The sequence below is a fragment of the Aggregatibacter sp. 2125159857 genome (assembly GCF_017798005.1).
Lineage (GTDB): Bacteria > Pseudomonadota > Gammaproteobacteria > Enterobacterales > Pasteurellaceae > Aggregatibacter.
Genome location: NZ_CP072548.1, coordinates 1,461,731 through 1,485,058 on the forward strand (window position 1 = coordinate 1,461,731; position 23,328 = coordinate 1,485,058).

Genomic DNA, 23,328 nt, shown 5'->3' on the forward strand with positions numbered 1-23,328 from the left:
TTCACTCCCTTATTACTCAGTGAACCAACAAATATTTCGGGCTGCCATAATTAAATCTGCCGCTTGTTCGGCACTGAGTTCTTCAATATCGGTTAAATCATCAACGCCCTGCTCGGCTAATTCTTCCAATGTCGTAATGTGTTTTTCCGCCAATTTAAATGCGATATGACGATTCATGCCGTCAAGGTTTAATAAACGATCTTCAATTTTCGCTTGTTTTAAGGCTTCTTCTTCTGCCAACGCTTTTGCGGTGATCGCATTTTTCGCACGAGTTTGTAACTCTTCGACTAAATCTTCGTCTTCCAAACCGTCAATTGCCGTTAACTCACGAACCGGTACATAAGCCAATTCTTCCAATGTCGAGAAACCTTCATCAATGAGTAATTGCGCAAATTCTTCATCAATTTCTAATGCGTCAATAAATAAATTTAAGACTTTATTATCTTCCGCCTGATGTTTTTCGCTTAATTCTTCGGTGGTCATCACATTTAATGTCCAACCGGTTAATTGCGTTGCCAAGCGTACATTTTGACCGTTACGTCCAATCGCTTGCGCCAAGTTGGCATCTTCTACCGCAATATCCATCGCGTGCTTGTCTTCATCAACCACGATAGAACTTACATCTGCCGGCGCCATTGCATTAATCACAAATTGTGCCGGATTGTCATCCCAAAGGACGATATCCACACGCTCACCGCCTAATTCATTGGTAATCGCCTGCACGCGTGAACCACGCATACCGACACAGGCACCGACCGGATCAATCCGTTTGTCGTTACTTTTTACTGCAATTTTGGCACGAGAACCCGGATCACGGGCGGCACTTCTAATTTCAATTAATTCTTCGCCAATTTCAGGCACTTCCAAACGGAATAATTCCACTAACATTTCCGGCTTCGCGCGTGTTACAAATAATTGTGCGCCTTTGCTTTCCGGACTCACTTTATATAGCACACCACGCACACGGTCACCCGGACGGAAGTTTTCACGTGGCAACATATCTTCACGCAACATCACGGCTTCGGCTTTATTACCCTCTTCACCATTTACATCTAAAATAACGCTGTCTCGGTTACTTTTCTTCACTGTTGCAGTGACAATTTGCCCTTCTTTCGCGCGGAATTGGTCAACGATTTTACTGCGTTCTGCTTCACGAATTTTCGTGCTAATCACTTGACGTGCAGTTTGCATCGCAATACGGTCAAAGGCGATAGATTCGATTTGATCTTCCACATAATCACCAATTTGTGCATCAGGGTCTTCAAAACGAGCCGCTTCTAAGGTGATTTCTTTTGTCGGGTTATTCACGTCTTCCACCACTAACCAGCGGCGGAAGGTATCAAATTCTCCGGTTTTCGGATTAATCGCAACACGCACATCAACGTCATATTCATATTTTTTCTTAGTAGAAAGCGCAATCGCACTTTCTAAGGCCTCAAAGATTTTTTCACGTGGCAATAATTTTTCATTGGACACAGCTTCGGCCGCTAATAAAATTTCTTTACTCATGCTTTTTTATCCTTCTTTAAATTTAAAATTTCGCAACAACATTGGCTTTTTGAATGTTACCAAACGCTAAAACTTGCTCTTGTTTATCCACAATCAGCGTAATCATGTCATTTTCAATTTTTGCTAATTCACCTTGCCATTTACGACGATCCGCTACCGGAATGCGCAAATGCACAACAATGTCCTGACCGATATAATGAGCATATTGCGCCAAGGTAAATAATGGGCGATCTAAACCCGGTGAAGACACTTCTAGGTTATATTTATCGGCAATCGGATCTTCCACATCCAACACAGCACTCACTTGACGGCTGACATCAGCACAATCTTCTACGGTTACGCCACCTTCTTTATCAATAAATAAACGCACAGTTAAATAGCGACCGACACGTTGACATTCAATGCCCCAAAGCTCGCAACCAAGATCTTCAACCGAACCTTGTAATAATTCTTGTAATTTTTGTTCTAAAGTTGCCAAAACAGCCTCCTCAAACGACAGACATAAAAAAAGGGCTTACAGCCCAGTTTTTCAATAATTATCAACCAATTACATACAACACGTTGATACTTAAACAACAAATTTATCGTATAAAAAAACCCCAAAATTGGGGTTCTTTTTACTGAACTTGTGATTGGTTGCGGGGGCCGGATTTGAACCAACGACCTTCGGGTTATGAGCCCGACGAGCTACCAAGCTGCTCCACCCCGCGTCCGAAATATGGGGCGCATTATAGCCGCTTACTCACAAAATAGCAAGATTTAATTCACACAAAAGTCTATGGGGGAAAAACACCTGAAAAATCCACCGCACTTTTTAATGGGTGATGGGATTAGAAACCTTCTTTCAAGCTCACCGTTAAGTTAAACACCAAATGTTCCGGATGGCTGTCTTTGCTGTCGGCACAGAAATAGCCTTCACGTTCAAATTGGTAGCCTTTTTCTGCTTCCGCATTGCCAAGGCTTTGTTCGACAAAACCGTGTTTCACCACTAAAGACGTTGGATTTAGCACGCTTTCGATGTTTTCTTCCGCGCCCGGGTTTGGCACGGTGAAAAGGCGTTCGTATAAACGGAATTCTGCCGGGTGGTTGTGCGTGGCGGAAACCCAGTGGATTACACCTTTCACTTTGCGACCATCTGCCGGGTTTTTACCTAAGGTTTCCGGATCATAGGTACAGAAAATGGTGGTGATTTCACCGTTGGCATCTTTTTCCACACGTTCGGCTTTAATCACATAAGCATTACGCAAACGCACTTCTTTGCCTAACACTAAGCGTTTATATTGTTTGTTGGCTTCTTCACGGAAATCTGCACGATCGATGTAAATTTCTTTGGTGAATGGCAATTGACGTTCGCCTGATTCCGGACGATTCGGGTGATTCGGCGCAGTTAACATTTCTTCGCCTTCAAAATTTTCAATCACCACACGAACAGGATCGATCACTGCCATGGCTCGCGGCGCATTTTGGTTTAAATCATCACGAATGCAAGATTCTAATGCGCTGTATTCTACCACGTTGTCTTGTTTTGTCACGCCAATACGACGACAGAATTCACGCAATGACGCCGGTGTATAACCGCGACGACGTAAACCTGAAATGGTCGGCATGCGCGGATCATTCCAGCCATCTACAATGCCTTCATTGACTAATTTCAACAATTTACGTTTAGAAGTGAGTGTGCCTTCTAAATTTAAACGGGAGAATTCATATTGGTGCGGCAATGGGCGCTCAATGCTGATATTTTCCAACACCCAGTCATATAAACGGCGGTTGTCTTGGAATTCAAGAGTACATAATGAATGTGTAATGCGTTCGATGGCATCGGAAATACAGTGGGTGAAATCGTACATTGGATAAATGCACCATTTGTCGCCGGTTTGGTGGTGGCTGGCAAATTTAATACGATAAATCACCGGGTCGCGCATCACCATAAACGGCGACGCCATGTCGATTTTTGCACGCAAACTCAGCGTGCCTTCTGCAAATTCACCGTTTTTCATTCGCTCGAATAATGCGAGGTTTTCTTCTACGCTACGATCACGATACGGGCTGTTTTTCCCCGGCTCGGTTAACGTGCCGCGATATTCGCGCATCTCTTCCGGTGAAAGTTCGTCCACATACGCCAATCCTTTTTTGATCAATTCAATGGCATAGCCATAAAGCGCATCAAAATAATCGGAAGCATAACGTGGCTCACCTTCCCATTTGAAACCTAACCATTCCACATCGGCTTTGATGGAATCCACATATTCCACATCTTCTTTCACTGGATTGGTGTCGTCAAAACGGAGGTTACATAAACCGTTATATTCTTTTGCTAAACCGAAGTTTAAACAGATAGATTTGGCATGACCGATGTGCAAATAGCCGTTTGGCTCAGGCGGAAAACGGGTGTGAACACGTTGGTGTTTACCGGACGCTAAATCTTCATCAATAATTTGGGTAATAAAATTGTGCGGACGGGCATTTTCCGTCGTTTCTAAGATAGTTTCTGTACTCATAATTTTCTCAATTAAAACGCATAAAAAAATAACCGCACTATTCTACACGCTATGACATAAAAAGCGAAGAAGGCGGCTTGTTATTGAAAGCGATTAGCGAAAAACTTCGGAATGGGTGTTGAGTCTAACCAAAGTGAGTCCTTCATTATTTACGTGGTAAATCAACACTAGATCATTTTTAATATGGCAATCTCGAAACCCTTTCCAATTTCCGGACAACGCATGATCCTTGTATTTTTCGGGAAGATTCTTGCCGTTTAGCAAATGATGCATAACATCAATCATTTCGGTAGAAAGTAATATTTCGGGTTGATTGGCTAATCGTTTGAGATCGCGTTTATAGTCTTTAGTAAAGCTAATTTTCATTTATGCCTCGTTTGCGACACGTTGCATTTTTTTAATCAGCTCCTCTACGTTCTCAGCTTCTATGCTTTCCACTTTTCCATTTAATACATCTTTCATAGCGCGGATCGTTGTTTCATTCGGTTGATAATCTAACTGAACCGGAATGGATTTTGTCGAAACCACTTGTTGTAAAATCATTTTTAGTGCCTGAGCCGGGTTTAATCCGTAGCTTCTGAAAACGGAAAAGGCCTGCTCTTTTAATTCAGGATCTAATCGAAAAGTATATGAAGTCATTTTAGCCTCCTTAATGTAATACAATTGTATTACATTTTAATGACAATACGTAAATATTCAAGTTCCGTTTTTGATTCTCACTTGAATATCCGAAGAAGAATCACTAAAATGCGCCACTAAATGAACGTTCATTCATTAATAATTAAGATTTCCTTAATCTTTCTCCTGTATTCTATTTTCACTGTGTCTTCTAACCCTTGAGAAAATATGACGAAAAAACATTGGATAATGGCCGCACTGGCTGCCGCGGTGATCACCGGCGGTTATTTTTTTATGGGCGATTCCACGCCTAAAACCACTTATTTAACGGAAACTGTGCAACGTGGCGACATTGAAAAAAATGTGGTGGCGACCGGCTCAATTGAAAGTGTCAACACCGTTGATGTGGGCGCGCAGGTTTCTGGTAAAGTTACTAAACTCTATGTGGCTTTAGGTCAGCAAGTGAAAAAAGGCGATATGATTGCGGAAATTGATTCCACCACGCAAATCAACACGCTAAACACCCGAAAAGCGGCGCTTGCAAGCTACCAAGCCCAGTTTGTCGCGCGTAAAACCGCCTATGATGTGGCGCTTTCTAATTACCATCGTTTAACCAAATTGTATGCGCAAAAAGGCACGTCCTTGGACAGCTTAAACAGCGCAAAAGCGACCTTAGATAACGCCAAAGCAGAAATGAATGTGGTGCAGGAAAACATCAAACAAGCAGAAATTGAAGTGAATACCGCGGAAACCAATGTAGGCTACACCAAAATCACTTCACCGATTGACGGCACGGTGATTGCCACACCGGTTTCTGAAGGCCAAACGGTAAACTCCAATCAAACCACACCGACCATTGTCAAAGTGGCAGATTTAAGCAAAATGCGCATTAAACCGGAAATCTCCGAAGGCGATATTACGAAAGTGAAAGCCGGACAAGATGTAACCTTTAGTATTTTGTCCGACAGCAAAACCCTTTATCACGCCAAAATTGAATCCGTTGATCCGGCGACAACGACGATTAGCAATAGCTCCACGTCCAGCACCACAACTTCAGCGTCAAGCACCAGTAACAGCGCAGTTTATTACTACGCCAACATTATCGTGGAAAATCCCAACCGGATTTTGCGCATCGGCATGACTACAGAAAACAACATCAAAATTGCCAACGCGCAAAACGTGCTATCCGTGCCGAATATGGCAATTCAAACGCAAAACGGCAAAACCTTTGTGAAGGTATTAAACAGTAACAACCAACCGGAACAACGTGAAGTAGAAATCGGCGTACAAAACGATTACCAAACAGAAATTAAATCCGGTGTTGCTGAAGGCGAAAAAGTCATTGTGTCACAAGTAGCTGCCGGCGAAGCCGTCGGCAATATGCGCGGGCCACGAATTTTCTAAAGTGCGGTGGAATTTTCCAATGAATATTATTGAAATGAAAAACATCAACCGCTACTTTGGCACCGGCGAAAATCGTGTTCATATTCTGAAAGACATTTCATTAAATATAGAAAAAGGCGATTTCGTTGCCATTATCGGGCAATCGGGTTCGGGCAAATCCACGTTGATGAACATTATTGGTTGTTTGGATACAGCAACCAGCGGTTCGTACAAAATCGATGAGAAAGAAACCATCGAATTAACCGCCGATCAGCTCTCCGATTTACGCAGTCAAAAATTCGGTTTTATTTTCCAACGTTACAATTTATTGAGTAGCCTTACTGCAGCAGAAAACGTGGCATTACCGGCAATTTATGCGGGCATGCCGCACAACCAACGTTTGGAACGCGCCAAACAATTATTGAAAAAACTGGGATTAAGCGACAAATGGCAGAATAAGCCTAATCAACTCTCCGGCGGGCAACAACAACGGGTGAGTATCGCGCGCGCCCTAATGAACGGCGGTGAAATCATTTTAGCCGATGAACCCACCGGTGCTTTAGATTCGCAAAGCGGTGAAAACGTGTTGGAAATTTTGCGCCAACTGCACCAAGAAGGCCATACCATTATTATGGTCACCCACGACAAGCATATCGCTGCCAGCGCCAATCGGATGATTGAAATCAAAGACGGCGAAATTATCAGTGACACGCAAGCCCAGCCGGTGAAAAGTGCGGTCAAAAATTCAGGTGTTTTTAAAGGACGTTTTGGCTTCAGCAAAGATCAGCTGATGGAAGCCTTTCGCATGTCTGTTAGCGCTATTGTGGCACATAAAATGCGCTCTTTGCTCACCATGCTTGGCATTATTATTGGGATCACCTCCGTGGTGTCTGTGGTGGCGTTGGGCAATGGATCACAACAAAAAATTCTGGAAAATATTCGCGGCATCGGCACAAACACCATCACCATTTTTAACGGCACCGGCTTTGGCGATCGCCGTGCGGAACAAATGCAAAATCTTACCGTTAGCGATGCCAACACATTACGCCAACAAACCTATGTGCAAAGCGTTACGCCGAATAGTGCGTCAAGCGGTACCTTGATTTATGCGAATAAAGCGTTTTCGACGACGTCCTTAAAAGGCGTGAGCGAAGAATCTTTTGATGTGGAAGGTTTAAAATTAAAACAAGGTCGCCTACTCTCCGCGCAAGATGTCGCAGAAAACGCACAAGTGGCGTTAATTGATGAAAGTGCCAAAAAAGCCATTTTCCCCAATGAAAATCCCCTTGGCAAAGTGGTGATATTTAACAAACGTCCGTTGCGTATTATTGGTGTTGTGTCCGACCGTCAAATGGGCGGCGCCAGCAGTTCCTTGAATCTTTACGCGCCCTACACCACCGTCATGAACCGTATTTCAGGCAGTAAAAAAATCGGCTCGATTACGGTGAAAGTCGCAGAAGATGTGAACACAACGGCAGCAGAAAAAGGCATTACGGAATTGCTGACGCTACGCCACGGCAAAAAAGACTTTTTCATCATGAACAGCGACACCATTAAACAAACTATCGAAAGTACCACCGGTACGATGAAATTACTTATCTCCTCGATTGCCTTTATTTCCTTGATCGTCGGCGGGATTGGTGTGATGAATATTATGTTGGTGTCAGTGACCGAACGCACCAAAGAAATCGGCGTGCGCATGGCAATCGGCGCAAGACAATCCAACATCCTGCAACAATTTTTAATTGAAGCCGTATTGATTTGTTTAATTGGCGGCGTTACCGGTATTTTGCTTTCCGGTGCGATTGGAGTACTGTTTAACACCTTTATGACCGATTTCACTATGGCATTTTCCGGCAGTTCGATTATTGCCGCAGTCGCTTTTTCCAGCTTAATCGGTGTAGTATTCGGTTATATGCCGGCAAAGCGTGCTGCACGCTTAGATCCGATTACGGCATTAGCCCGTGAATAGATTTTGTAAAACCTAAAAATGCGGTTAAAATCGACCGCACTTTTGAGGCATACGATAGCCCCTTTGAACCTTAAAGAAGGATAAAAAATGTTAAAAATGAAAAAACTAGCCCTTGCAGTGGTGATGACAACAACGCTCGCCGGCTGTGCCAATATTGGCGATTCTTATCAAGCCAGCCTCGATAATTACAAACAATATGAAGACATTACCAAGCAATACAACATTAAAGACAACTGGTGGGCGCTTTATAATGATGCACAACTCAACCGCGTGGTTGAACAAGCCCTTGCAAATAACAAAGACTTAGCCAAAGCGGCAGTTTCCGTCAACCGCGCGCTGTATAGCGCCAACCTTGCCGGTGCAAACTTGATTCCGGCCTTTAGCGGTGCAGCAAAATCCACTGCCCAAAAAGACATTAATCATGGCGGCAACTCCGCGATCACGCATACCGGCGCGCTAAATGTGTCTTATACGCTGGACTTATGGCGTCGTTTAGCGGATACCGCTGATGCGGCGGAGTGGTCACATAAAGCCACCATTGAAGACATGGAATCTACCCGTCTTTCTTTAATCAACTCAGTGGTGACAACCTACTATCAACTTGCCTATTTAAACGATGCCATTAGCACTACTCAAGAAAGCATTAAGTATTACACCGACATCAGCAACATCATGAAAAATCGCTTGGCGCAAGGTGTCGCAGACAGTGCTAGCGTAGATCAGGCACAACAAGCGGTATTAACCGCACGTAATAATTTAATTACGCTGCAAACCAACCGCAAAGCCGCTGAACAAGCCTTACGCAATTTGCTGAACTTAAAACCGGATGACGCATTAAACATCAACTTCCCGCATATTTTGAGCGTAAAAACTGTGGGTGTAAATTTAAACGTGCCGGTTTCCGTGATTGCCAACCGTCCTGATGTCAAAGGCTATCAAGCCCGTTTAAGCAGTGCATTCAAAAATGCCAAAGCCACTGAAAAAAGCTGGTTCCCGGAAATCACTTTGGGCGGGAGTTTGAGCCGTAATGCCACCAATCAAACCGGGGCAACCACATTCTCCTCTATTGGCGCCGGCAACGTTGGTATTACATTGCCGTTCTTAAATTGGAACACGGTTAAATGGAACGTAAAAATTTCTGAAGCGGATTACGAAACAGCCCGTTTGAACTACGAAAAAAGTATCACCACCGCGTTAAATGACGTAGATACCAACTACTACGCATTCACTCAAGCACAAAGCCAGTTTGCCAACGTGCAACAAACGTACAATTACAACCAACGCATCACGCAATATTACCGCAACCGCTATAATGCAGGCGTGTCTGAATTGCGCGAATGGTTGACGGCGGCCAATACAGAAAAAGCCTCCCAGCTTTCCATTTTGCAAGCCAAATTCAATGTGATTCAGGCAGAAAATGCCGTTTACAGCTCCATGGCGGGTTACTACGCTCGTTAAACAAAAAAGTGCGGTCATGATTTCCGATGTTTTAAACCATCCTAAAAAATGACCGCACTTTGATTATAGCCAGCCAGAGCCTGGCTATAAAAACCATACGCTATGCGTATGGAGTTAAATAGCTTAAGCGATGAACAGAAAAAAATCCTCTCTATATAATGAACAAGGCTGACAACCAAAATTCAACATATAGGAGGATTATTTACCCCTCGTAGCGTGTAACTTATTACACAAATGATTAACATTAACCTCGATGTGTAATTCGTGATTTCGTTCGTAGCGTGCATCTTGATGCACGACCAAATTACGCACGGAACGTTATTTAACGCTTTCGGGCATTCATGATTTCGTGCAACAAGTTGCACGCTACAATTCACTAAAATAGTGATATGAAAATAAACACGGTGACCGGTTTTCACAAGCCTCTTTAGGGCTTGTGAAGTATAGGTCCTTATAGGGGGCCTAAAAACTGCACGTTTTACATGCGGATTGTTATTTGCTTCCTAAAACTCAGCTACTTTCCTTCCGCTAAATTTTTCTTTTCTTCCAATGCTTCCCAACGCATAAATGCCGTTTCCAGTTCGGCTTCAGCGTCAGCCAATGCTTTCAGTTTAGCATCCGTCACATCGTGAGCTTGTTGGAAGAAATTCGGGTCGCCGATTTCGGTTTGAAGTGCGATGATTTTTTCTTCTAAATCTTCCAGCAATTGTGGGAGCTGTTCCAGTTCGCGCTGTTCTTTGTAAGAAAGTTTGACGGATTTGGGTTTATTGGAAACCAATTTATTTTCCACCGCACTTTCTTCTTTTTTCAGCTCAACTTTTTTCTGTGCTGCAGTATTCTGTTCGGCTTTTTGAGCAAAATAATTGGCTTGTTGCTGTTTGGCATCGAAGAAACCACCAACGTATTTATTCAACACGCCTTTGCCTTCAAAGATGTAACATTCCGTGGCGGTGTTGTCGATGAATTGACGGTCGTGGCTGACGATGAGCAATGTGCCTTGGTAGTCGGTGAGGATTTCTTCCAAGAGCTCCAAGGTTTCTACGTCCAAGTCGTTGGTTGGTTCGTCGAGAATCAATAAATTATTCGGTTTTAATAATAATTTTGCCAATAACAAGCGATTGCGTTCACCACCGGATAGGGCTTTTACCGGCGTCATGGCGCGTTTCGGTGGGAATAGGAAATCTTGCAAATAGCCCAACACATGGCGTTTGATGCCGTTGACTTCCACGTCCTGCTTGCCATCGGCAACGTTATCCATCACGGATTTTTCCGGATCAAGATCGGCACGATATTGATCAAAATAGGCAATATCCAATTTAGTACCACAACGAATGGAGCCGTTTGTCGGTTGAATTTCGCCGAGTAGCAATTTGATAAAGGTGGTTTTACCACACCCATTCGGGCCGACTAAAGCGATTTTGTCGCCACGTAAAATGGTGGTGCTAAAATCGTTAAGTAATTGTTTGCCCTCAATCTCGTAACTGACGTTTTCCATTTCAAACACGATCTTGCCGGAACGGCTGGAGGTATCTAATTGCAATTTTGCGGTACCCATCACGTCACGACGTTGGCGACGTTCTTCGCGCATGGCTTTTAACGCGCGCACGCGTCCTTCATTACGGGTGCGACGGGCTTTAATGCCTTGGCGAATCCAGACCTCTTCTTGCGCTAAGCGTTTATCAAATAACTCATTTTGTAACGCTTCTACCCGCAAGTTTTCTTCTTTCGCGGTAAGGTATAAATCGTAGTTGCCAGGGTAAGACACCAATTTGCCGCGATCTAAATCCACGATGCGAGTCGCCATTTTGCGAATGAAAGAACGGTCGTGAGAAATAAACACAATGCTCCCGCCAAATTCCATCAGGAAATTTTCCAGCCATTCGATGGCATCCACATCCAAGTGGTTAGTCGGCTCATCTAACAACAACACATCCGGATTGCATACCAAGGCGCGCGCCAAAGCCGCTTTACGCAACCAACCACCGGATAAATCAGCAAGTTTCGTATTCGGATTTAGTTCCAATTTTTGTAACACTTCATTGATTTTATTCTCAAATTGCCAGCCGTTAGCGTGTTCCAATTTTGCTTGAATTTGGGCAAGCTGGTTTAATGTCTGCTCGCTATAATCCTGCTCTAACTGCATGGAAATATGATGGTATTCCTTCAGCAAATCCGCCAAATGCTCAATGCCTTCCGCCACATAATCAAACACGTTGCCCTCGGCATGGCGCGGCGGATCCTGCTCTAAACGGGACACAACCAAGTCTTTTTCATACTGTACTTTGCCGTCATCCATGATGACATCGCCGGCAATGATTTTAAGCAGCGTCGATTTGCCTGCGCCGTTGCGCCCAACTAAACAAACGCGTTCGTTAGGTTCGATATGTAACTCCGCATGATCCAATAAAGGGGCATCGCTGAAAGAAAGATATCCGTTGGTTAAGCTGATAAGTGCCACAAAAAAATCCTATAAAAAATGAAAAAAATATTGAAAAAATGACCGCACTTTTAACGCTATGATATTGCCAATATCAGATCTCGATCATCTTTAGCCACACATTTTGTGTGCTAAGGAAAAAAACAAAACGCAAAATACCCTCAAGATATTTTGCGTTTTATGTCAACGTCAATTAATTCGCGACATTGATTTGTTGTCCATCCACAAAGGTTACACTACGAGGAACAGAATACACGGAGACATCCTGTGAATTAGTAAACAACGTGCGGTATTCATCTTGAATTTTATTAAACGGAATGCGTAAGTTGACCGTCGCTTTAGATTTCGCCGCTAGCGGTTTTGCAAAATCGAGAGGAATATCCTGAGAATAAAGCATGTGTTGGTCATGCCAATATGATGCAATCCAGTAAAGCGATTTGATCGGCTTATTCCCCAGATTCTCAATAGAATATTTCGCCAGAACATAGGCTTGGTTATCTTCGTTAACAATAAATTTCCGCTCTTCAAAATGAATATTAACGTGTTTTTGGAAAAGCGAGAGAGGCGTGTCATTCGTATTCTTCTGTGCGGTTTGCGTTGCCTGTGGTGCTGAAGAGGCGGATTCCGATTCTTTGGGTTTTATCCCTTGTTTCGCCGCCAGCGCTGTACCGACCACTACAATAGAAGCAAACGAGACTAAAGCGACGACTTTCATTAATTTCATTATCGTAAGTACCTTATTAAGCTGTTTATTTCTCTGAAATTCTACCCGATCCCCTTAGCAAAATAAATGAGATTTTATATATCCATAAAAGACAAAGGGTAGAACACCTCTACCCTTTCTCTGCAATTATGCTGTTGTTTTCTTATTTTCATCTGCAATACAGGCTGCCGCTGTAAACAGAACGTCTGTAGAAGAGTTCAATGCGGTTTCAGTTGAATCTTGCAGGATACCAATAATAAAGCCAACTCCAATCATTTGCGCGGCGACATCATCGGAAATACCGAATAAGCTACAAGCTAAAGGAATCAATAGCAAGGAGCCACCGGCCACACCGGAAGCACCACACGCACATAAACTTGCAACGATACTGAGTAAAATCGCACTGCTGAAAGAAACCTCAATGCCTAATGTATTCGCTGCCGCAAGTGTAAGAATCGTAATGGTAATTGCCGCACCGGCCATATTAATGGTCGCGCCTAACGGAATAGACACAGAATAGGTTTCTTCGTCTAAATTCAAACGTTTTGCCAAATTAATATTCACCGGAATATTCGCTGCTGAACTACGGGTAAAAAATGCGGTTAATCCGCTTTCACGCAAACAAGTCCAAACAAGTGGATAAGGGTTACGACGAATTTTCCAGAAAACTAAAATTGGATTCACGACAAAGGCGACAAATAGCATTGCACCAATTAAAACACTTAATAACTGAGCATAACCGCCTAACGCTACTAATCCTTTATCTGCAAGTGTTTGAGCAACCAAGCCAAATACACCAATAGGAGCAAATGTAATGATGACATAAACAATCTTAGACACGGCTTCAGAAAAATCCGATACCACATTTTTTGTTGTGTCTGAGGCGTGACGAAGTGCTAAGCCTAAACCAATTGACCACGCCAATACACCAATAAAATTCGCTTTAAAAATGGCATTTAATGGGTTGTCCACGACATTAAATACAAGATCTAATAACACTGTGCCAACCCCTTTAGGTGCCGACGCGATATCTTCTTTGACAGAAAGTGCCACTTCCACCGGAAATAAGAAAGAGGCAATCACAGCGACTAATGCGGCCAAGAAAGTACCGAGCAAATAAAGCACAATGATGGATTTCATGCTGGTTTGTGTTCCCACCTTTTTATTGGCAATTGCCGCCATGACTAAAACAAAAATTAATAATGGCGCAACTGCGCGGAGTGAGCGCACGAAGATCTGGCCAAGTACGCCGACTTCGCTTGCCAAGTTAAAACCGAGTGATGGTTCCAAAATAGGCGTAACGAGAGCAACAACGATACCTAAAACCAAGCCAATGGCAATCCGTTTGACCAAATTGCCCTGAAAAAATAAAGAAATTAAACGTGATGTTTTCATATTAAATTAATGATGTTGTGCAAATAAAGTTGCGATGAGTCTTTGAATCACATGTGATTCCCCTGAGGGAATTAAAGATAGCCTAAATTTCAATTAAAGAAAACAGAACAGATCAAATTTTTATTGGCATAAGCAAGATGAGAAAGCACTGCAACACGTTGACATACTGTACATAAACACAGTAAAATTGAGATATAGAAAATTTAGGCTTAAGCTAAGGAATTACCATGAATAACAATAATACGCTTGTTTCAATGAACTACAGCGGTTCATCCTATCAACCGCTTCCTTTTTTTGAAGAACAAAAATCAGAAAAATTCCACTATCGCAAAAAACTCGACCTCAACTTGTATTGTGTAAAACACCCAAAACAGACATGTTTTATTCATATCTCCAATCCCAATCTATTAGCATGGGGAATTGAAGCGGGTGATATGTTAGTCGTTGAAAAGAGTGATAAGGTATTTATCGGAGAATTCGTGGTGATGGAGATTGAAAATAATTTTTGTCTTTATGAATTGATCGCGTATACAGACGGCGAATTCGTCTTTTTGTCGTTAGATAAAGGCAAAGAAAATATTAAAACGTCTAACTGGCATAATCTTCCTATCGTTGGGGTGGTCACAAACATTATTCACCAACTCCCTCGAAAAAGAACGCATTTTATTGCGTAAATCTTCCTTTCTTATGGCTTATTAAATCACTGCCTTCACAAGAAATACATAAACCTTGTGAAGGCAGCTAAACTAAGCGAAATACTCGCTATTTAGATTCTTCCCAGCCTGCCGGCGGTGTGACCGGTTGGCGATTCATCAACTGTTTGATTTGCTCTTCTTCAATGGTTTCATATTTTACTAACGCATCTTTCATGGCGTGTAAAATATCCATATTGTCGATCAAAATTTGTCTTGCACGAGCATAATTACGTGTCACAATCGCACGGACTTCCTCATCAATCACATGCGCAGTTTCATCAGACATATGTTTTGCTTTCGCCATGGAACGGCCCAAGAACACTTCCCCATCATCCTCAGTATAAAGAATTGGACCAAGTTTATCGGAGAAACCCCATTGAGTAACCATGTTACGAGCAATATTGGTGGCCACTTTAATATCGTTAGAAGCACCTGTCGAAATATTTTCTTCGCCGTAAATCAAGTCTTCTGCTAAACGCCCTGCATACAATGTAGAAAGTTTACTTTCCAATTGTTTTTGACTGATGCTGACTTGGTCGCCTTCCGGTAAGAAGAAGGTTACACCTAAAGCACGTCCGCGTGGAATAATTGTTACTTTATGCACTGGATCGTGTTCCGGCACCAAATAACCGACAATGGCATGACCCGCTTCATGATATGCGGTGGACTCTTTTTGCTTGTCAGTCATGATCATGGTGCGACGTTCAGGTCCCATGTTGATTTTGTCTTTGGCTTTTTCAAACTCAACCATCGTAACGATACGTTTATTGGTGCGTGCAGCAAATAACGCCGCTTCATTCACCAAGTTTGCCAAATCCGCACCGGAATAGCCCGGCGTACCTCGCGCAAGGGTCATTGCATCAACATCCGGCCCAACAGGCACTTTTCGCATGTGAACTTTAAGAATTTGCTCACGACCTTTCACATCAGGCAATCCAACCACAACTTGACGGTCGAAACGTCCCGGGCGGGTTAACGCTGGGTCTAAAACATCCGGACGGTTAGTTGCAGCAATCACGATAACGCCTTCATTACCTTCAAAGCCATCCATTTCAACCAACATTTGGTTTAAGGTTTGCTCGCGTTCATCATGACCACCACCAAGCCCAGCACCACGTTGGCGACCGACGGCATCGATTTCATCGATAAAAATCAAACAAGGCGCATTTTTCTTCGCTTGTTCAAACATATCGCGCACACGAGAAGCCCCAACCCCCACGAACATTTCAACGAAATCAGAACCGGAAATCGTGAAGAAAGGTACTTTCGCTTCACCGGCAATGGCTTTCGCCAATAAGGTTTTACCCGTACCCGGAGGACCAACCATTAAAATCCCTTTTGGAATTTTACCGCCAAGATTTTGGAATTTTTTTGGCTCACGCAAGAAATCAACAATTTCAGCCACTTCTTCTTTTGCTTCATCACAACCGGCTACATCGGCAAAAGTGGTTTTAATTTGCTCTTGTGTCATCATACGCGCGCGGCTTTTACCAAAGCTCATGGCTTTACCGCCACCACCTTGCATTTGACGCATGAAGAAAACCCAAACGCCAATTAATAACAGCATCGGGAACCAAGCAATCAAGATTTGAGATAATAATCCTCTTCTTTCCGGAGGGGTGCCTTCTACTTTGACTTTTTTATTTAATAAATCATTCAATAAGTTTTTATCTTCTAAAGGAATGACAGTGGTATATTTAGCTCCATCTGCTTTGGTAACTAAAATTTCATTGTCTTCAAACTTAGCCTGACGCACCTGACCATTTTCAATATCAGTAATAAAAGTGGTATAGTCCGTTACATTGCCATTAGAAGCCGAATTAAAACTTTGATATGCCGTCATCATGACAACAGCAACAACAACCCAAAGAATTAAATTTTTTACCATATCGTTCAAGGCATTACCCCATACTTATAAAGTTAATAAAATGTCGCAAGGTTACTATATTTGTTTCGAAAGTGAAAGTTATCAAATTGATTGTCTTTCTTTGTAACTTCACCATTAAAACTTATAGCCGCTTGCAACGATATAAACTTCCCGAGAACGATCTCGAGAGGCCTCAGGTTTCCGAACTTTTACCACACTAAAGAGAGAACGAATCTCTTTTAAGTATTCATCAAAACCTTCACCCTGAAAAACTTTTACAACAAAACTACCTTTGTTTGCCAACACCTGTTTGCACATATCCAATGCCAGCTCAACCAAATACATTGCGCGTGGAATATCTACTGACGGCATTCCACTGAAATTCGGTGCCATATCCGACATCACCACATCGACTTTTTCTTCACCGGCGCGCTCTAGCAAGGTATTCAGCACATTTTCATCACGAAAATCCCCTTGCAGAAAATCTACGCCGACAATGGGATCCATTTCCAAAATATCGCACGCGATAACCCGCCCATTTCGACCGATTTGACTCACGACATACTGCGACCAACCGCCCGGTGCGGCACCAAGATCGACTACTGTCATACCCGGTTTAAACAAACGGTCCGTTTGTTGGATTTCATCAAGTTTAAAATATGCACGGGAACGCAATTTTTGTTTATGCGCTTTTTGTACAAAAGGATCTTTAAAATGTTCATTTAACCAGCGAGTAGAACTCGCCGAGCGTTTTTTCTTGCCCATAACCTGTCTTATGTTTTTTTAATGTTCTTGTATATAAAGGCTTAAGATTGACTTTTCAAGCCTCAAATCATGATTAATAAAAAAATCCACCTTTCCTCGATTTTTGACAGAAAGGTGGCTTAAATCAGAATGGTACTTATTGTAACAATTAAAGTGCGGTCTATAAAATGATCGTTTTATTTTTATAGACGAAAATGCGATCGTGCAATGCCAAATCTAAGGCTCGGCTCAATACTGTTTTTTCTACATCGCGTCCAGCCTTCATCATGGCTTCAGCACTATAAGTATGGTCAATATTGATCACATTTTGCATAATAATCGGACCTTGATCCAATTCATTATTAATAAAATGTGCTGTTGCACCAATAATTTTTACACCGCGCTCATAAGCTTGTTGATACGGTCTCGCACCAATAAATGCCGGTAAGAATGAATGGTGAATATTAATCACTCGATTAGGATAACGTGCCACAAATTTTGGATTTAACACTCGCATATACTTCGCCAGCACAATGTAATCCGGAGCAAATTCGTCAATTTTTTCGGCGAGCAATGCATCGTGTTCTTCACGAGTCAAATTCTGATGACTAATGCAAAAATAGGGCACATCAAAACGTTCTGCCAATGTATGCAATGCTTCATGATTTCCAATCACTGCAGCAATCTCCACATCAAGACCGCCATAGTAATTTTTCATCAAAATATCGCCTAAACAATGCGCTTCTTTCGTGACTAAAATCACAATTCGTTTACGTTTTGTACTGAGTAGGCGGCAATTCGTCCCTTCCGGCAGACTCAGTGCCAAATCGGCCAACAAGGTTTCTTCATTAAAAATGCCTTGGAGTTCCGTACGCATGAAAAAATGCTTAGTTTCAAAATCAACAAATTCATTATTATGCACAATATTTAATTGGTGCTTATAACAAATATTGGTAATTTTGGAGATTAATCCAATCGCATCCGAACAGTCGGTTAATAGTATTTTATTCTCAATCATAAATTCTGTGTCATCTTGAAAAAAAGAAACCCATAAAAATGGGTCTCTTTTAGTCATTGTTATCAATTAAATTTCAAAAGAGGACAAAAGCTTTCCTTGATCTAATTGCGCCTGAATTGCCTTCGGTGTTCTGCCTTGACCGGTCCACGTTTTTGTTACGCCATTTTCATCAACATATTGATATTTTGCAGGTCTTGCTGAACGTTTTTTAGAAATACTGCTGACTTTTTCAGAGACATCCAAACCTAAAATTTCAGCTAATTCTTGTCTAGAAATTCCTTCTTTTTCAAGTAATTCTTTATATTTCGCGATCCGTTCTTGGCGTGCATTTTCTTCTTCTTGAGCTTTCGCTATCTCCACTCTTTTCTCAGAAACAAGCGTTTCAATCTTTTCAAGAAGATTTTCTAATTGCTCTACAGAAAAATCACGCGTAGCAAGACGCAAGCTACGAATATTAGATAAGACTTTCAATACTTCACTCATTAATTTTCTCCTCTGGTATTAATATAAGCAAACTGAAATCTGAATTATGATAAACAAATTATATACCAAGGTAAATATCTATTTCTTAAATTATTTTATATCAATGACATCTCTTTTATATTGGCATTTCTCTGTTTTTATTGTAGTCTTATAGCGTCCTATACATACGTAGAGGTGCAAACGTTATAAGTATATTTTCAGAGTGGATAACGATGAAGAAAATGGAAAGGAACGTTTGCCGAAATCAGTTAAGAGTCGTTTTAGCTGGTTGGTGGCGTCTTCGAAAGAACCGTCACTGTCATAGTCAATCAAACTATGGAGCGCTACTGGTTAGGTTAGGTCTTTATTTGCCTGCCTTTTTAAATTATTTCTAGTTATTCTAAGTATTTAAAGTCAGTGGTTCTCCCTTAATTTTAGGTAGAACACCATATGGAACTCATCGATTACTCATCGTCAATTTGGTCAATTATTCCCCCATTGCTTGCATTAGCATTAGCGATTATTACACGTAAAGTGCTCCTTTCTTTGAGCGTGGGTATCTTAGTCGGCGCCGCCATGCTGGCAAATTTTGAACCGTTAAATACCTTAGTGTATTTAAAAAATAATATTGCTTCCCTCTTCATTAAAGAAGGTGGATTAAATAGCAACAACATTAACATTCTGCTTTTCTTATTATTGCTTGGCGTTTTGACCGCACTTTTAAGCATGTCCGGCAGTAACCGAGCCTTTGCTGAATGGGCGCAAAAGCACATCAAAGGTCGCCGTGGTGCTAAATTAGTGGCAGCCTCTTTGGTTTTTATCACCTTTATTGATGATTATTTCCACAGCTTAGCGGTGGGTGCGATTGCGCGTCCAATTACCGATAAATTTAAAGTTTCTCGCGCGAAGTTAGCTTATATTTTAGATTCGACTGCTGCGCCAATGTGCGTATTAATGCCGGTATCCAGCTGGGGCGCTTACATTATTACGCTTATTGCAGGTTTATTAGCCACCTACTCCATTACCGGCTACTCACCCATTGGGGCGTTTATGGCAATGAGCGCCATGAACTATTACGCGATTTTCTCAATCATCATGGTCTTTTTTGTTGCCTATTTTTCTTTTGATATCGGTGCGATGGCAAAACATGAAAAATTAGCATTAAGTGCAGAAGAAATTACCGAAACGCAATCTTCTGAGGTAAAAGGCCATGTGCGTAATCTTGTATTACCGATTTTAACCTTAATTATCGTGACCGTTTCTGCCATGATGTATACCGGTAATGAAGCCTTAGCGGCTGACGGCAAACCTTTCTCTATCTTAGGGGCATTTGAAAATACCACTGTTGGCGTGTCATTAGTTACCGGGGGTTTAAGTGCGGTTTTGGTTGCATCACTGTGTATTTTTGCCGATCGTTTGGTGAATGTTCCCGAATATGTTAAAGCTTGGGGCGTGGGAATTAAATCTATGTCCGGTGCAATTCTCATTCTATTCTTCGCATGGACTATTAATAATGTGGTAAGTGATGTGAAAACCGGTGCTTATTTAGCGTCTTTAGTTTCTGATACATTGCCACTTGCCTTATTGCCGGCATTGTTATTTATTTTAGCTTCTGTCATGGCGTTCTCTACCGGCACCAGCTGGGGAACATTCGGTATTATGTTGCCAATCGCTGCGGCCATTGCCTCTCACGCCATGCCGGGATCTGTAGAATTTATGCTGCCTTGCTTATCTGCCGTCATGGCAGGAGCTGTTTGCGGTGACCACTGCTCACCGGTATCCGATACCACCATTTTGTCTTCCACTGGGGCGAAATGCGACCACATGGATCACGTCACCTCCCAATTGCCTTATGCCCTTACCGTGGCAATAGCAACTATTGCAGGTTATGTTGTAGTGGGGTTCACCTACTCCGGCTTACTTGGTTTTATTACTACAGGTGCCGTGCTCACCTTACTCGTGTTTATCTTTAAAAAGCGCTAAATTGTGATCTCGCGCACAAAAATTAAATTTAAAATTAAATTCTGTAATTTTTATAAAATGCGACATAAAGTCGCATTTTTTCTATTTAAACTAAAAATTAATTTATGAAATTTTAAAAATATAAATTTATACAGAATTTTATCTCGCAAAATAGGCTAAAAAACTAAATCCTCGCTTAACTTTTCAATAGACAAGCAAACCTCTTTTCGTTAAGAATAATCTCCATTGAACCGCAATGCGCCAAACTTATACTATCGGTATAAAAGTGCGGTCAAAAAAAGCGATACTTTTTTAAAGCAAATAGGAAGAGGTAAAAATGAAGAAATTATCGGGAGCAGAAATGGTCGTTCAATCCTTGCGTGATCAAGGTGTTGAATTTTTATTTGGTTATCCGGGTGGGGCGGTTTTAGATATTTACGATGCAATCCATACTTTAGGGGGCATCGAACACATTTTAGTACGCCACGAACAAGCGGCAGTACACATGGCTGACGGCTATGCACGAGCTACCGGCAAAGTGGGTTGTGTTTTAGTCACCTCTGGCCCGGGCGCCACCAATGCCATTACCGGTATTGCCACGGCGTATGCGGATTCCATTCCGTTAGTGGTACTTTCCGGACAAGTGCCATCAGGGTTAATTGGTAGCGATGCCTTCCAAGAATGCGACATGATAGGTATCTCCCGTCCGGTCGTGAAACACAGCTTTTTAGTTAAAAACTCGGAAGACATTCCGACTATCATAAAAAAAGCCTTTTATATTGCCTCCACCGGCCGTCCCGGTCCTGTGGTCATTGATTTACCAAAAGATGTTGTTAATCCATTAAACAAATTTGCCTACACTTATCCGGAAGAAGTCACTTTGCGTTCTTACAGCCCAACGGTGCAAGGTCACAAAGGGCAAATCAAAAAAGCATTAAAAGCCTTATTGGTGGCAAAAAAACCGGTACTTTTCGTGGGCGGTGGTGTGATTTCGGCTAACTGCCACGATGCCTTAACACGCTTTGCTAAACAGTTAAATTTGCCAGTCACCTCTTCTCTTATGGGTCTAGGCGCATTCCCGGGTACGGATAGACAATTCCTCGGGATGCTTGGTATGCACGGCACTTATGAAGCCAATATGGCAATGCATAACAGCGACTTGATTTTAGGTATCGGCGTTCGCTTTGACGATCGCACCACCAATAATCTCGCAAAATATTGCCCACATGCCAAAGTGATTCATGTGGATGTGGATCCCACCTCCATTTCCAAAACTGTACCGGTGGCGATTCCGATTGTCGGCAGCGCAGAAAGCGTATTAGATGAATTTTTATCATTATTAGAAGATGAAAACCTTGCGAAATCTCAATCGGATTTAACGGATTGGTGGAAACAAATCGAACAATGGAAAGCCGTGAAATGCTTAGATTTCGATCGTCACAGCGGCGTAATTAAACCTCAGCAAGTGATTGAAACCATCTATCGTTTAACTCAAGGTAATGCTTATATGGCATCGGATGTAGGGCAACATCAAATGTTCGCTGCCTTACACTACCCGTTCGACCAACCACGTCGTTGGATCAACTCCGGAGGGCTTGGCACGATGGGCTTTGGTTTGCCTGCAGCACTTGGTGTCAAACTGGCCGATCCAAAAGCAACGGTAGTTTGTATTACCGGTGATGGCAGTATTCAAATGAATATTCAAGAGCTTTCTACTGCGAAGCAATATGACATTCCTATCGTTATTATTTGTTTGAACAACCATTTCCTCGGCATGGTGAAACAATGGCAGGATTTGATTTATTCCGGTCGCCATTCGCAAACTTACATGAATTCATTGCCGGATTTTGTGAAATTAGCAGAAGCCTACGATCATGTGGGAATTCAAATCTCCAAACCGGAAGAATTAGAAGAAAAGCTTAAACAAGCGTTCAGCATTAAAAATAAACTGGTCTTTGTTGACATCAATGTTGATGCCAACGAACACGTTTACCCAATGCAAGTGCGTGGCGGCGCCATGAATGAAATGATTTTAACTAAACCGGAGAATGCATAATGCGTAGAATCTTATCCGTATTACTCGAAAATGAATCAGGCGCGTTATCCCGCGTCGTCGCCTTATTCTCACAACGCGCTTTCAATATCGAGAGCCTTACCGTGGCCCCCACAGACGATCCGACGTTATCCCGCATGACTATCGAAACCTACGGCGATGAACAAGTGTTGGAGCAAATTGAAAAGCAATTGCACAAATTGGTGGATGTGTTCAAAGTGATTAATTTAAGCGACAGTGAACACGTTGAGCGTGAAGTGATGTTAATTAAAGTTCGTGCACAAGGCGTAGCGCGGGAAGAACTGAAACGTTTGACGGATATTTTCCGTGCACAAATTGTAGACGTTACCACGAAGTCTTACATTATCCAACTCACCGGCACTAAAGATAAACTTGATGCCTTTGTAAACACGCTGAAAGAAGAAGCTGTTGTCATCGAGATCGTCCGCTCCGGTTTAGTGAGCTTACCACGAGGTGAAAAAGGCTATTTATAGACGTCATATCAACCTTAAGTGCGGTTGAAATTCAAAATGTTTTTTGTCCCAAACATT

Annotated in this window: 19 protein-coding genes, 1 tRNA gene and 1 riboswitch; of the genes, 7 read left to right on the top strand and 13 right to left on the bottom strand. The window is 42.2% G+C overall.

Features of this window, described 5'->3' with window-relative positions; translation table 11 throughout:
• Window positions 1-12: 12 nt before the first annotated feature.
• The 6 genes from nusA to J5X96_RS07265 all read right to left on the bottom strand — a co-directional run bounded on the left by nusA (window position 13) and on the right by J5X96_RS07265 (window position 4,649).
• Window positions 13-1,509, bottom strand: a complete 1,497-nt coding sequence (gene nusA, locus J5X96_RS07240; protein WP_209362686.1) for a transcription termination factor NusA — start codon at window positions 1,507-1,509, stop codon at window positions 13-15.
• 22 nt (window positions 1,510-1,531) lie between these two features.
• Window positions 1,532-1,987, bottom strand: a complete 456-nt coding sequence (gene rimP, locus J5X96_RS07245) for a ribosome maturation factor RimP (RefSeq protein WP_021616648.1) — start codon at window positions 1,985-1,987, stop codon at window positions 1,532-1,534.
• A 155-nt stretch (window positions 1,988-2,142) separates the two neighbouring features.
• Window positions 2,143-2,219: transfer RNA gene (locus J5X96_RS07250), tRNA-Met, on the bottom strand.
• A gap of 120 nt (window positions 2,220-2,339) precedes the next feature.
• On the bottom strand, window positions 2,340-4,010 hold the full coding sequence (glnS, locus tag J5X96_RS07255; RefSeq protein WP_209362688.1) for a glutamine--tRNA ligase: 1,671 nt from the start codon (window positions 4,008-4,010) through the stop codon (window positions 2,340-2,342).
• Between the two features lie 93 nt (window positions 4,011-4,103).
• Window positions 4,104-4,376 carry a type II toxin-antitoxin system YafQ family toxin gene (locus J5X96_RS07260; protein ID WP_209362690.1) on the bottom strand — a complete coding sequence of 91 codons (273 nt, stop codon included), beginning with the start codon at window positions 4,374-4,376 and terminating at the stop codon, window positions 4,104-4,106.
• The gene (locus J5X96_RS07265) at window positions 4,377-4,649 is read right to left on the bottom strand and encodes a type II toxin-antitoxin system RelB/DinJ family antitoxin (RefSeq protein ID WP_209362692.1); all 273 of its coding nucleotides are present in this window, start codon (window positions 4,647-4,649) and stop codon (window positions 4,377-4,379) included. It abuts the gene before it with no gap.
• A gap of 207 nt (window positions 4,650-4,856) precedes the next feature.
• On the opposite strand from J5X96_RS07265, the gene J5X96_RS07270 reads away from it, so the two are divergent.
• From J5X96_RS07270 to J5X96_RS07280, 3 genes are all read left to right on the top strand, one after another.
• Window positions 4,857-6,032 carry an efflux RND transporter periplasmic adaptor subunit gene (locus J5X96_RS07270; RefSeq protein WP_209362693.1) on the top strand — a complete coding sequence of 392 codons (1,176 nt, stop codon included), beginning with the start codon at window positions 4,857-4,859 and terminating at the stop codon, window positions 6,030-6,032.
• Window positions 6,033-6,051: 19 nt separating this feature from the next.
• Window positions 6,052-7,983 (top strand): MacB family efflux pump subunit, encoded by a 1,932-nt coding sequence (locus J5X96_RS07275; RefSeq protein WP_209362695.1) that lies wholly within the window; start codon window positions 6,052-6,054, stop codon window positions 7,981-7,983.
• 87 nt (window positions 7,984-8,070) lie between these two features.
• A complete protein-coding gene (locus tag J5X96_RS07280; RefSeq protein WP_209362697.1) occupies window positions 8,071-9,441 on the top strand; it encodes a TolC family protein in 1,371 nt (456 codons plus the stop codon).
• A gap of 514 nt (window positions 9,442-9,955) precedes the next feature.
• Here J5X96_RS07280 and J5X96_RS07285 read toward each other — a convergent pair.
• The 3 genes from J5X96_RS07285 to sstT all read right to left on the bottom strand — a co-directional run bounded on the left by J5X96_RS07285 (window position 9,956) and on the right by sstT (window position 13,976).
• Window positions 9,956-11,899, bottom strand: a complete 1,944-nt coding sequence (locus tag J5X96_RS07285) for an ABC transporter ATP-binding protein (RefSeq protein ID WP_209362698.1) — start codon at window positions 11,897-11,899, stop codon at window positions 9,956-9,958.
• Window positions 11,900-12,071: 172 nt separating this feature from the next.
• Complete coding sequence (locus J5X96_RS07290) at window positions 12,072-12,602, bottom strand: hypothetical protein (RefSeq protein ID WP_245193457.1); 531 nt, start codon at window positions 12,600-12,602, stop codon at window positions 12,072-12,074.
• Window positions 12,603-12,728: 126 nt separating this feature from the next.
• Window positions 12,729-13,976, bottom strand: coding sequence for a serine/threonine transporter SstT (gene sstT / locus J5X96_RS07295; protein ID WP_021616957.1), 1,248 nt, complete (start codon window positions 13,974-13,976; stop codon window positions 12,729-12,731).
• Between the two features lie 227 nt (window positions 13,977-14,203).
• Between sstT and J5X96_RS07300 the strand changes: the two genes are divergently transcribed.
• Window positions 14,204-14,650, top strand: a complete 447-nt coding sequence (locus J5X96_RS07300; protein ID WP_209362700.1) for a LexA family transcriptional regulator — start codon at window positions 14,204-14,206, stop codon at window positions 14,648-14,650.
• Window positions 14,651-14,738: 88 nt separating this feature from the next.
• Here the strand turns inward: J5X96_RS07300 and ftsH are convergent, their stop codons facing one another.
• The 4 genes from ftsH to J5X96_RS07320 form a co-directional block, all read right to left on the bottom strand.
• Window positions 14,739-16,559: an ATP-dependent zinc metalloprotease FtsH gene (ftsH, locus tag J5X96_RS07305; protein ID WP_209362702.1), complete on the bottom strand. Its 1,821-nt coding sequence runs from the start codon at window positions 16,557-16,559 to the stop codon at window positions 14,739-14,741.
• A 114-nt stretch (window positions 16,560-16,673) separates the two neighbouring features.
• Window positions 16,674-17,303, bottom strand: coding sequence for a 23S rRNA (uridine(2552)-2'-O)-methyltransferase RlmE (gene rlmE, locus J5X96_RS07310; RefSeq protein ID WP_209362704.1), 630 nt, complete (start codon window positions 17,301-17,303; stop codon window positions 16,674-16,676).
• A 160-nt stretch (window positions 17,304-17,463) separates the two neighbouring features.
• Complete coding sequence (gene purU, locus J5X96_RS07315; RefSeq protein WP_209364791.1) at window positions 17,464-18,300, bottom strand: formyltetrahydrofolate deformylase; 837 nt, start codon at window positions 18,298-18,300, stop codon at window positions 17,464-17,466.
• Between the two features lie 66 nt (window positions 18,301-18,366).
• Window positions 18,367-18,783, bottom strand: coding sequence for an H-NS family nucleoid-associated regulatory protein (locus J5X96_RS07320; protein ID WP_209362705.1), 417 nt, complete (start codon window positions 18,781-18,783; stop codon window positions 18,367-18,369).
• Between the two features lie 161 nt (window positions 18,784-18,944).
• A riboswitch (Lysine riboswitch) is annotated at window positions 18,945-19,117 on the top strand.
• 95 nt (window positions 19,118-19,212) lie between these two features.
• Here J5X96_RS07320 and J5X96_RS07325 point away from each other — a divergent pair.
• From J5X96_RS07325 to ilvN, 3 genes are all read left to right on the top strand, one after another.
• Window positions 19,213-20,745: a Na+/H+ antiporter NhaC family protein gene (locus J5X96_RS07325; protein WP_209362707.1), complete on the top strand. Its 1,533-nt coding sequence runs from the start codon at window positions 19,213-19,215 to the stop codon at window positions 20,743-20,745.
• 316 nt (window positions 20,746-21,061) lie between these two features.
• Window positions 21,062-22,780: an acetolactate synthase 3 large subunit gene (locus J5X96_RS07330; protein WP_209362709.1), complete on the top strand. Its 1,719-nt coding sequence runs from the start codon at window positions 21,062-21,064 to the stop codon at window positions 22,778-22,780.
• Window positions 22,780-23,271 carry an acetolactate synthase small subunit gene (ilvN, locus tag J5X96_RS07335; protein WP_021616948.1) on the top strand — a complete coding sequence of 164 codons (492 nt, stop codon included), beginning with the start codon at window positions 22,780-22,782 and terminating at the stop codon, window positions 23,269-23,271. Before J5X96_RS07330 ends, ilvN begins: the two co-directional genes overlap by 1 nt.
• The last annotated feature ends 57 nt before the right edge of the window (window positions 23,272-23,328 follow it).

Coding starts and splice junctions, on each gene's coding strand:
- J5X96_RS07260 (WP_209362690.1), bottom strand. CDS start 4,376: ATGAAAATTAGCTTTACTAAAGACTATAAACGCGATCTCAAACGATTA.
- sstT (WP_021616957.1), bottom strand. CDS start 13,976: ATGAAAACATCACGTTTAATTTCTTTATTTTTTCAGGGCAATTTGGTC.
- ilvN (WP_021616948.1), top strand. CDS start 22,780: ATGCGTAGAATCTTATCCGTATTACTCGAAAATGAATCAGGCGCGTTA.
- J5X96_RS07290 (WP_245193457.1), bottom strand. CDS start 12,602: ATGAAATTAATGAAAGTCGTCGCTTTAGTCTCGTTTGCTTCTATTGTA.
- ftsH (WP_209362702.1), bottom strand. CDS start 16,559: ATGGTAAAAAATTTAATTCTTTGGGTTGTTGTTGCTGTTGTCATGATG.
- purU (WP_209364791.1), bottom strand. CDS start 18,300: ATGATTGAGAATAAAATACTATTAACCGACTGTTCGGATGCGATTGGA.
- J5X96_RS07280 (WP_209362697.1), top strand. CDS start 8,071: ATGTTAAAAATGAAAAAACTAGCCCTTGCAGTGGTGATGACAACAACG.
- J5X96_RS07330 (WP_209362709.1), top strand. CDS start 21,062: ATGAAGAAATTATCGGGAGCAGAAATGGTCGTTCAATCCTTGCGTGAT.
- J5X96_RS07325 (WP_209362707.1), top strand. CDS start 19,213: ATGGAACTCATCGATTACTCATCGTCAATTTGGTCAATTATTCCCCCA.
- J5X96_RS07320 (WP_209362705.1), bottom strand. CDS start 18,783: ATGAGTGAAGTATTGAAAGTCTTATCTAATATTCGTAGCTTGCGTCTT.
- nusA (WP_209362686.1), bottom strand. CDS start 1,509: ATGAGTAAAGAAATTTTATTAGCGGCCGAAGCTGTGTCCAATGAAAAA.
- J5X96_RS07265 (WP_209362692.1), bottom strand. CDS start 4,649: ATGACTTCATATACTTTTCGATTAGATCCTGAATTAAAAGAGCAGGCC.
- J5X96_RS07300 (WP_209362700.1), top strand. CDS start 14,204: ATGAATAACAATAATACGCTTGTTTCAATGAACTACAGCGGTTCATCC.
- glnS (WP_209362688.1), bottom strand. CDS start 4,010: ATGAGTACAGAAACTATCTTAGAAACGACGGAAAATGCCCGTCCGCAC.
- J5X96_RS07275 (WP_209362695.1), top strand. CDS start 6,052: ATGAATATTATTGAAATGAAAAACATCAACCGCTACTTTGGCACCGGC.
- rlmE (WP_209362704.1), bottom strand. CDS start 17,303: ATGGGCAAGAAAAAACGCTCGGCGAGTTCTACTCGCTGGTTAAATGAA.
- J5X96_RS07270 (WP_209362693.1), top strand. CDS start 4,857: ATGACGAAAAAACATTGGATAATGGCCGCACTGGCTGCCGCGGTGATC.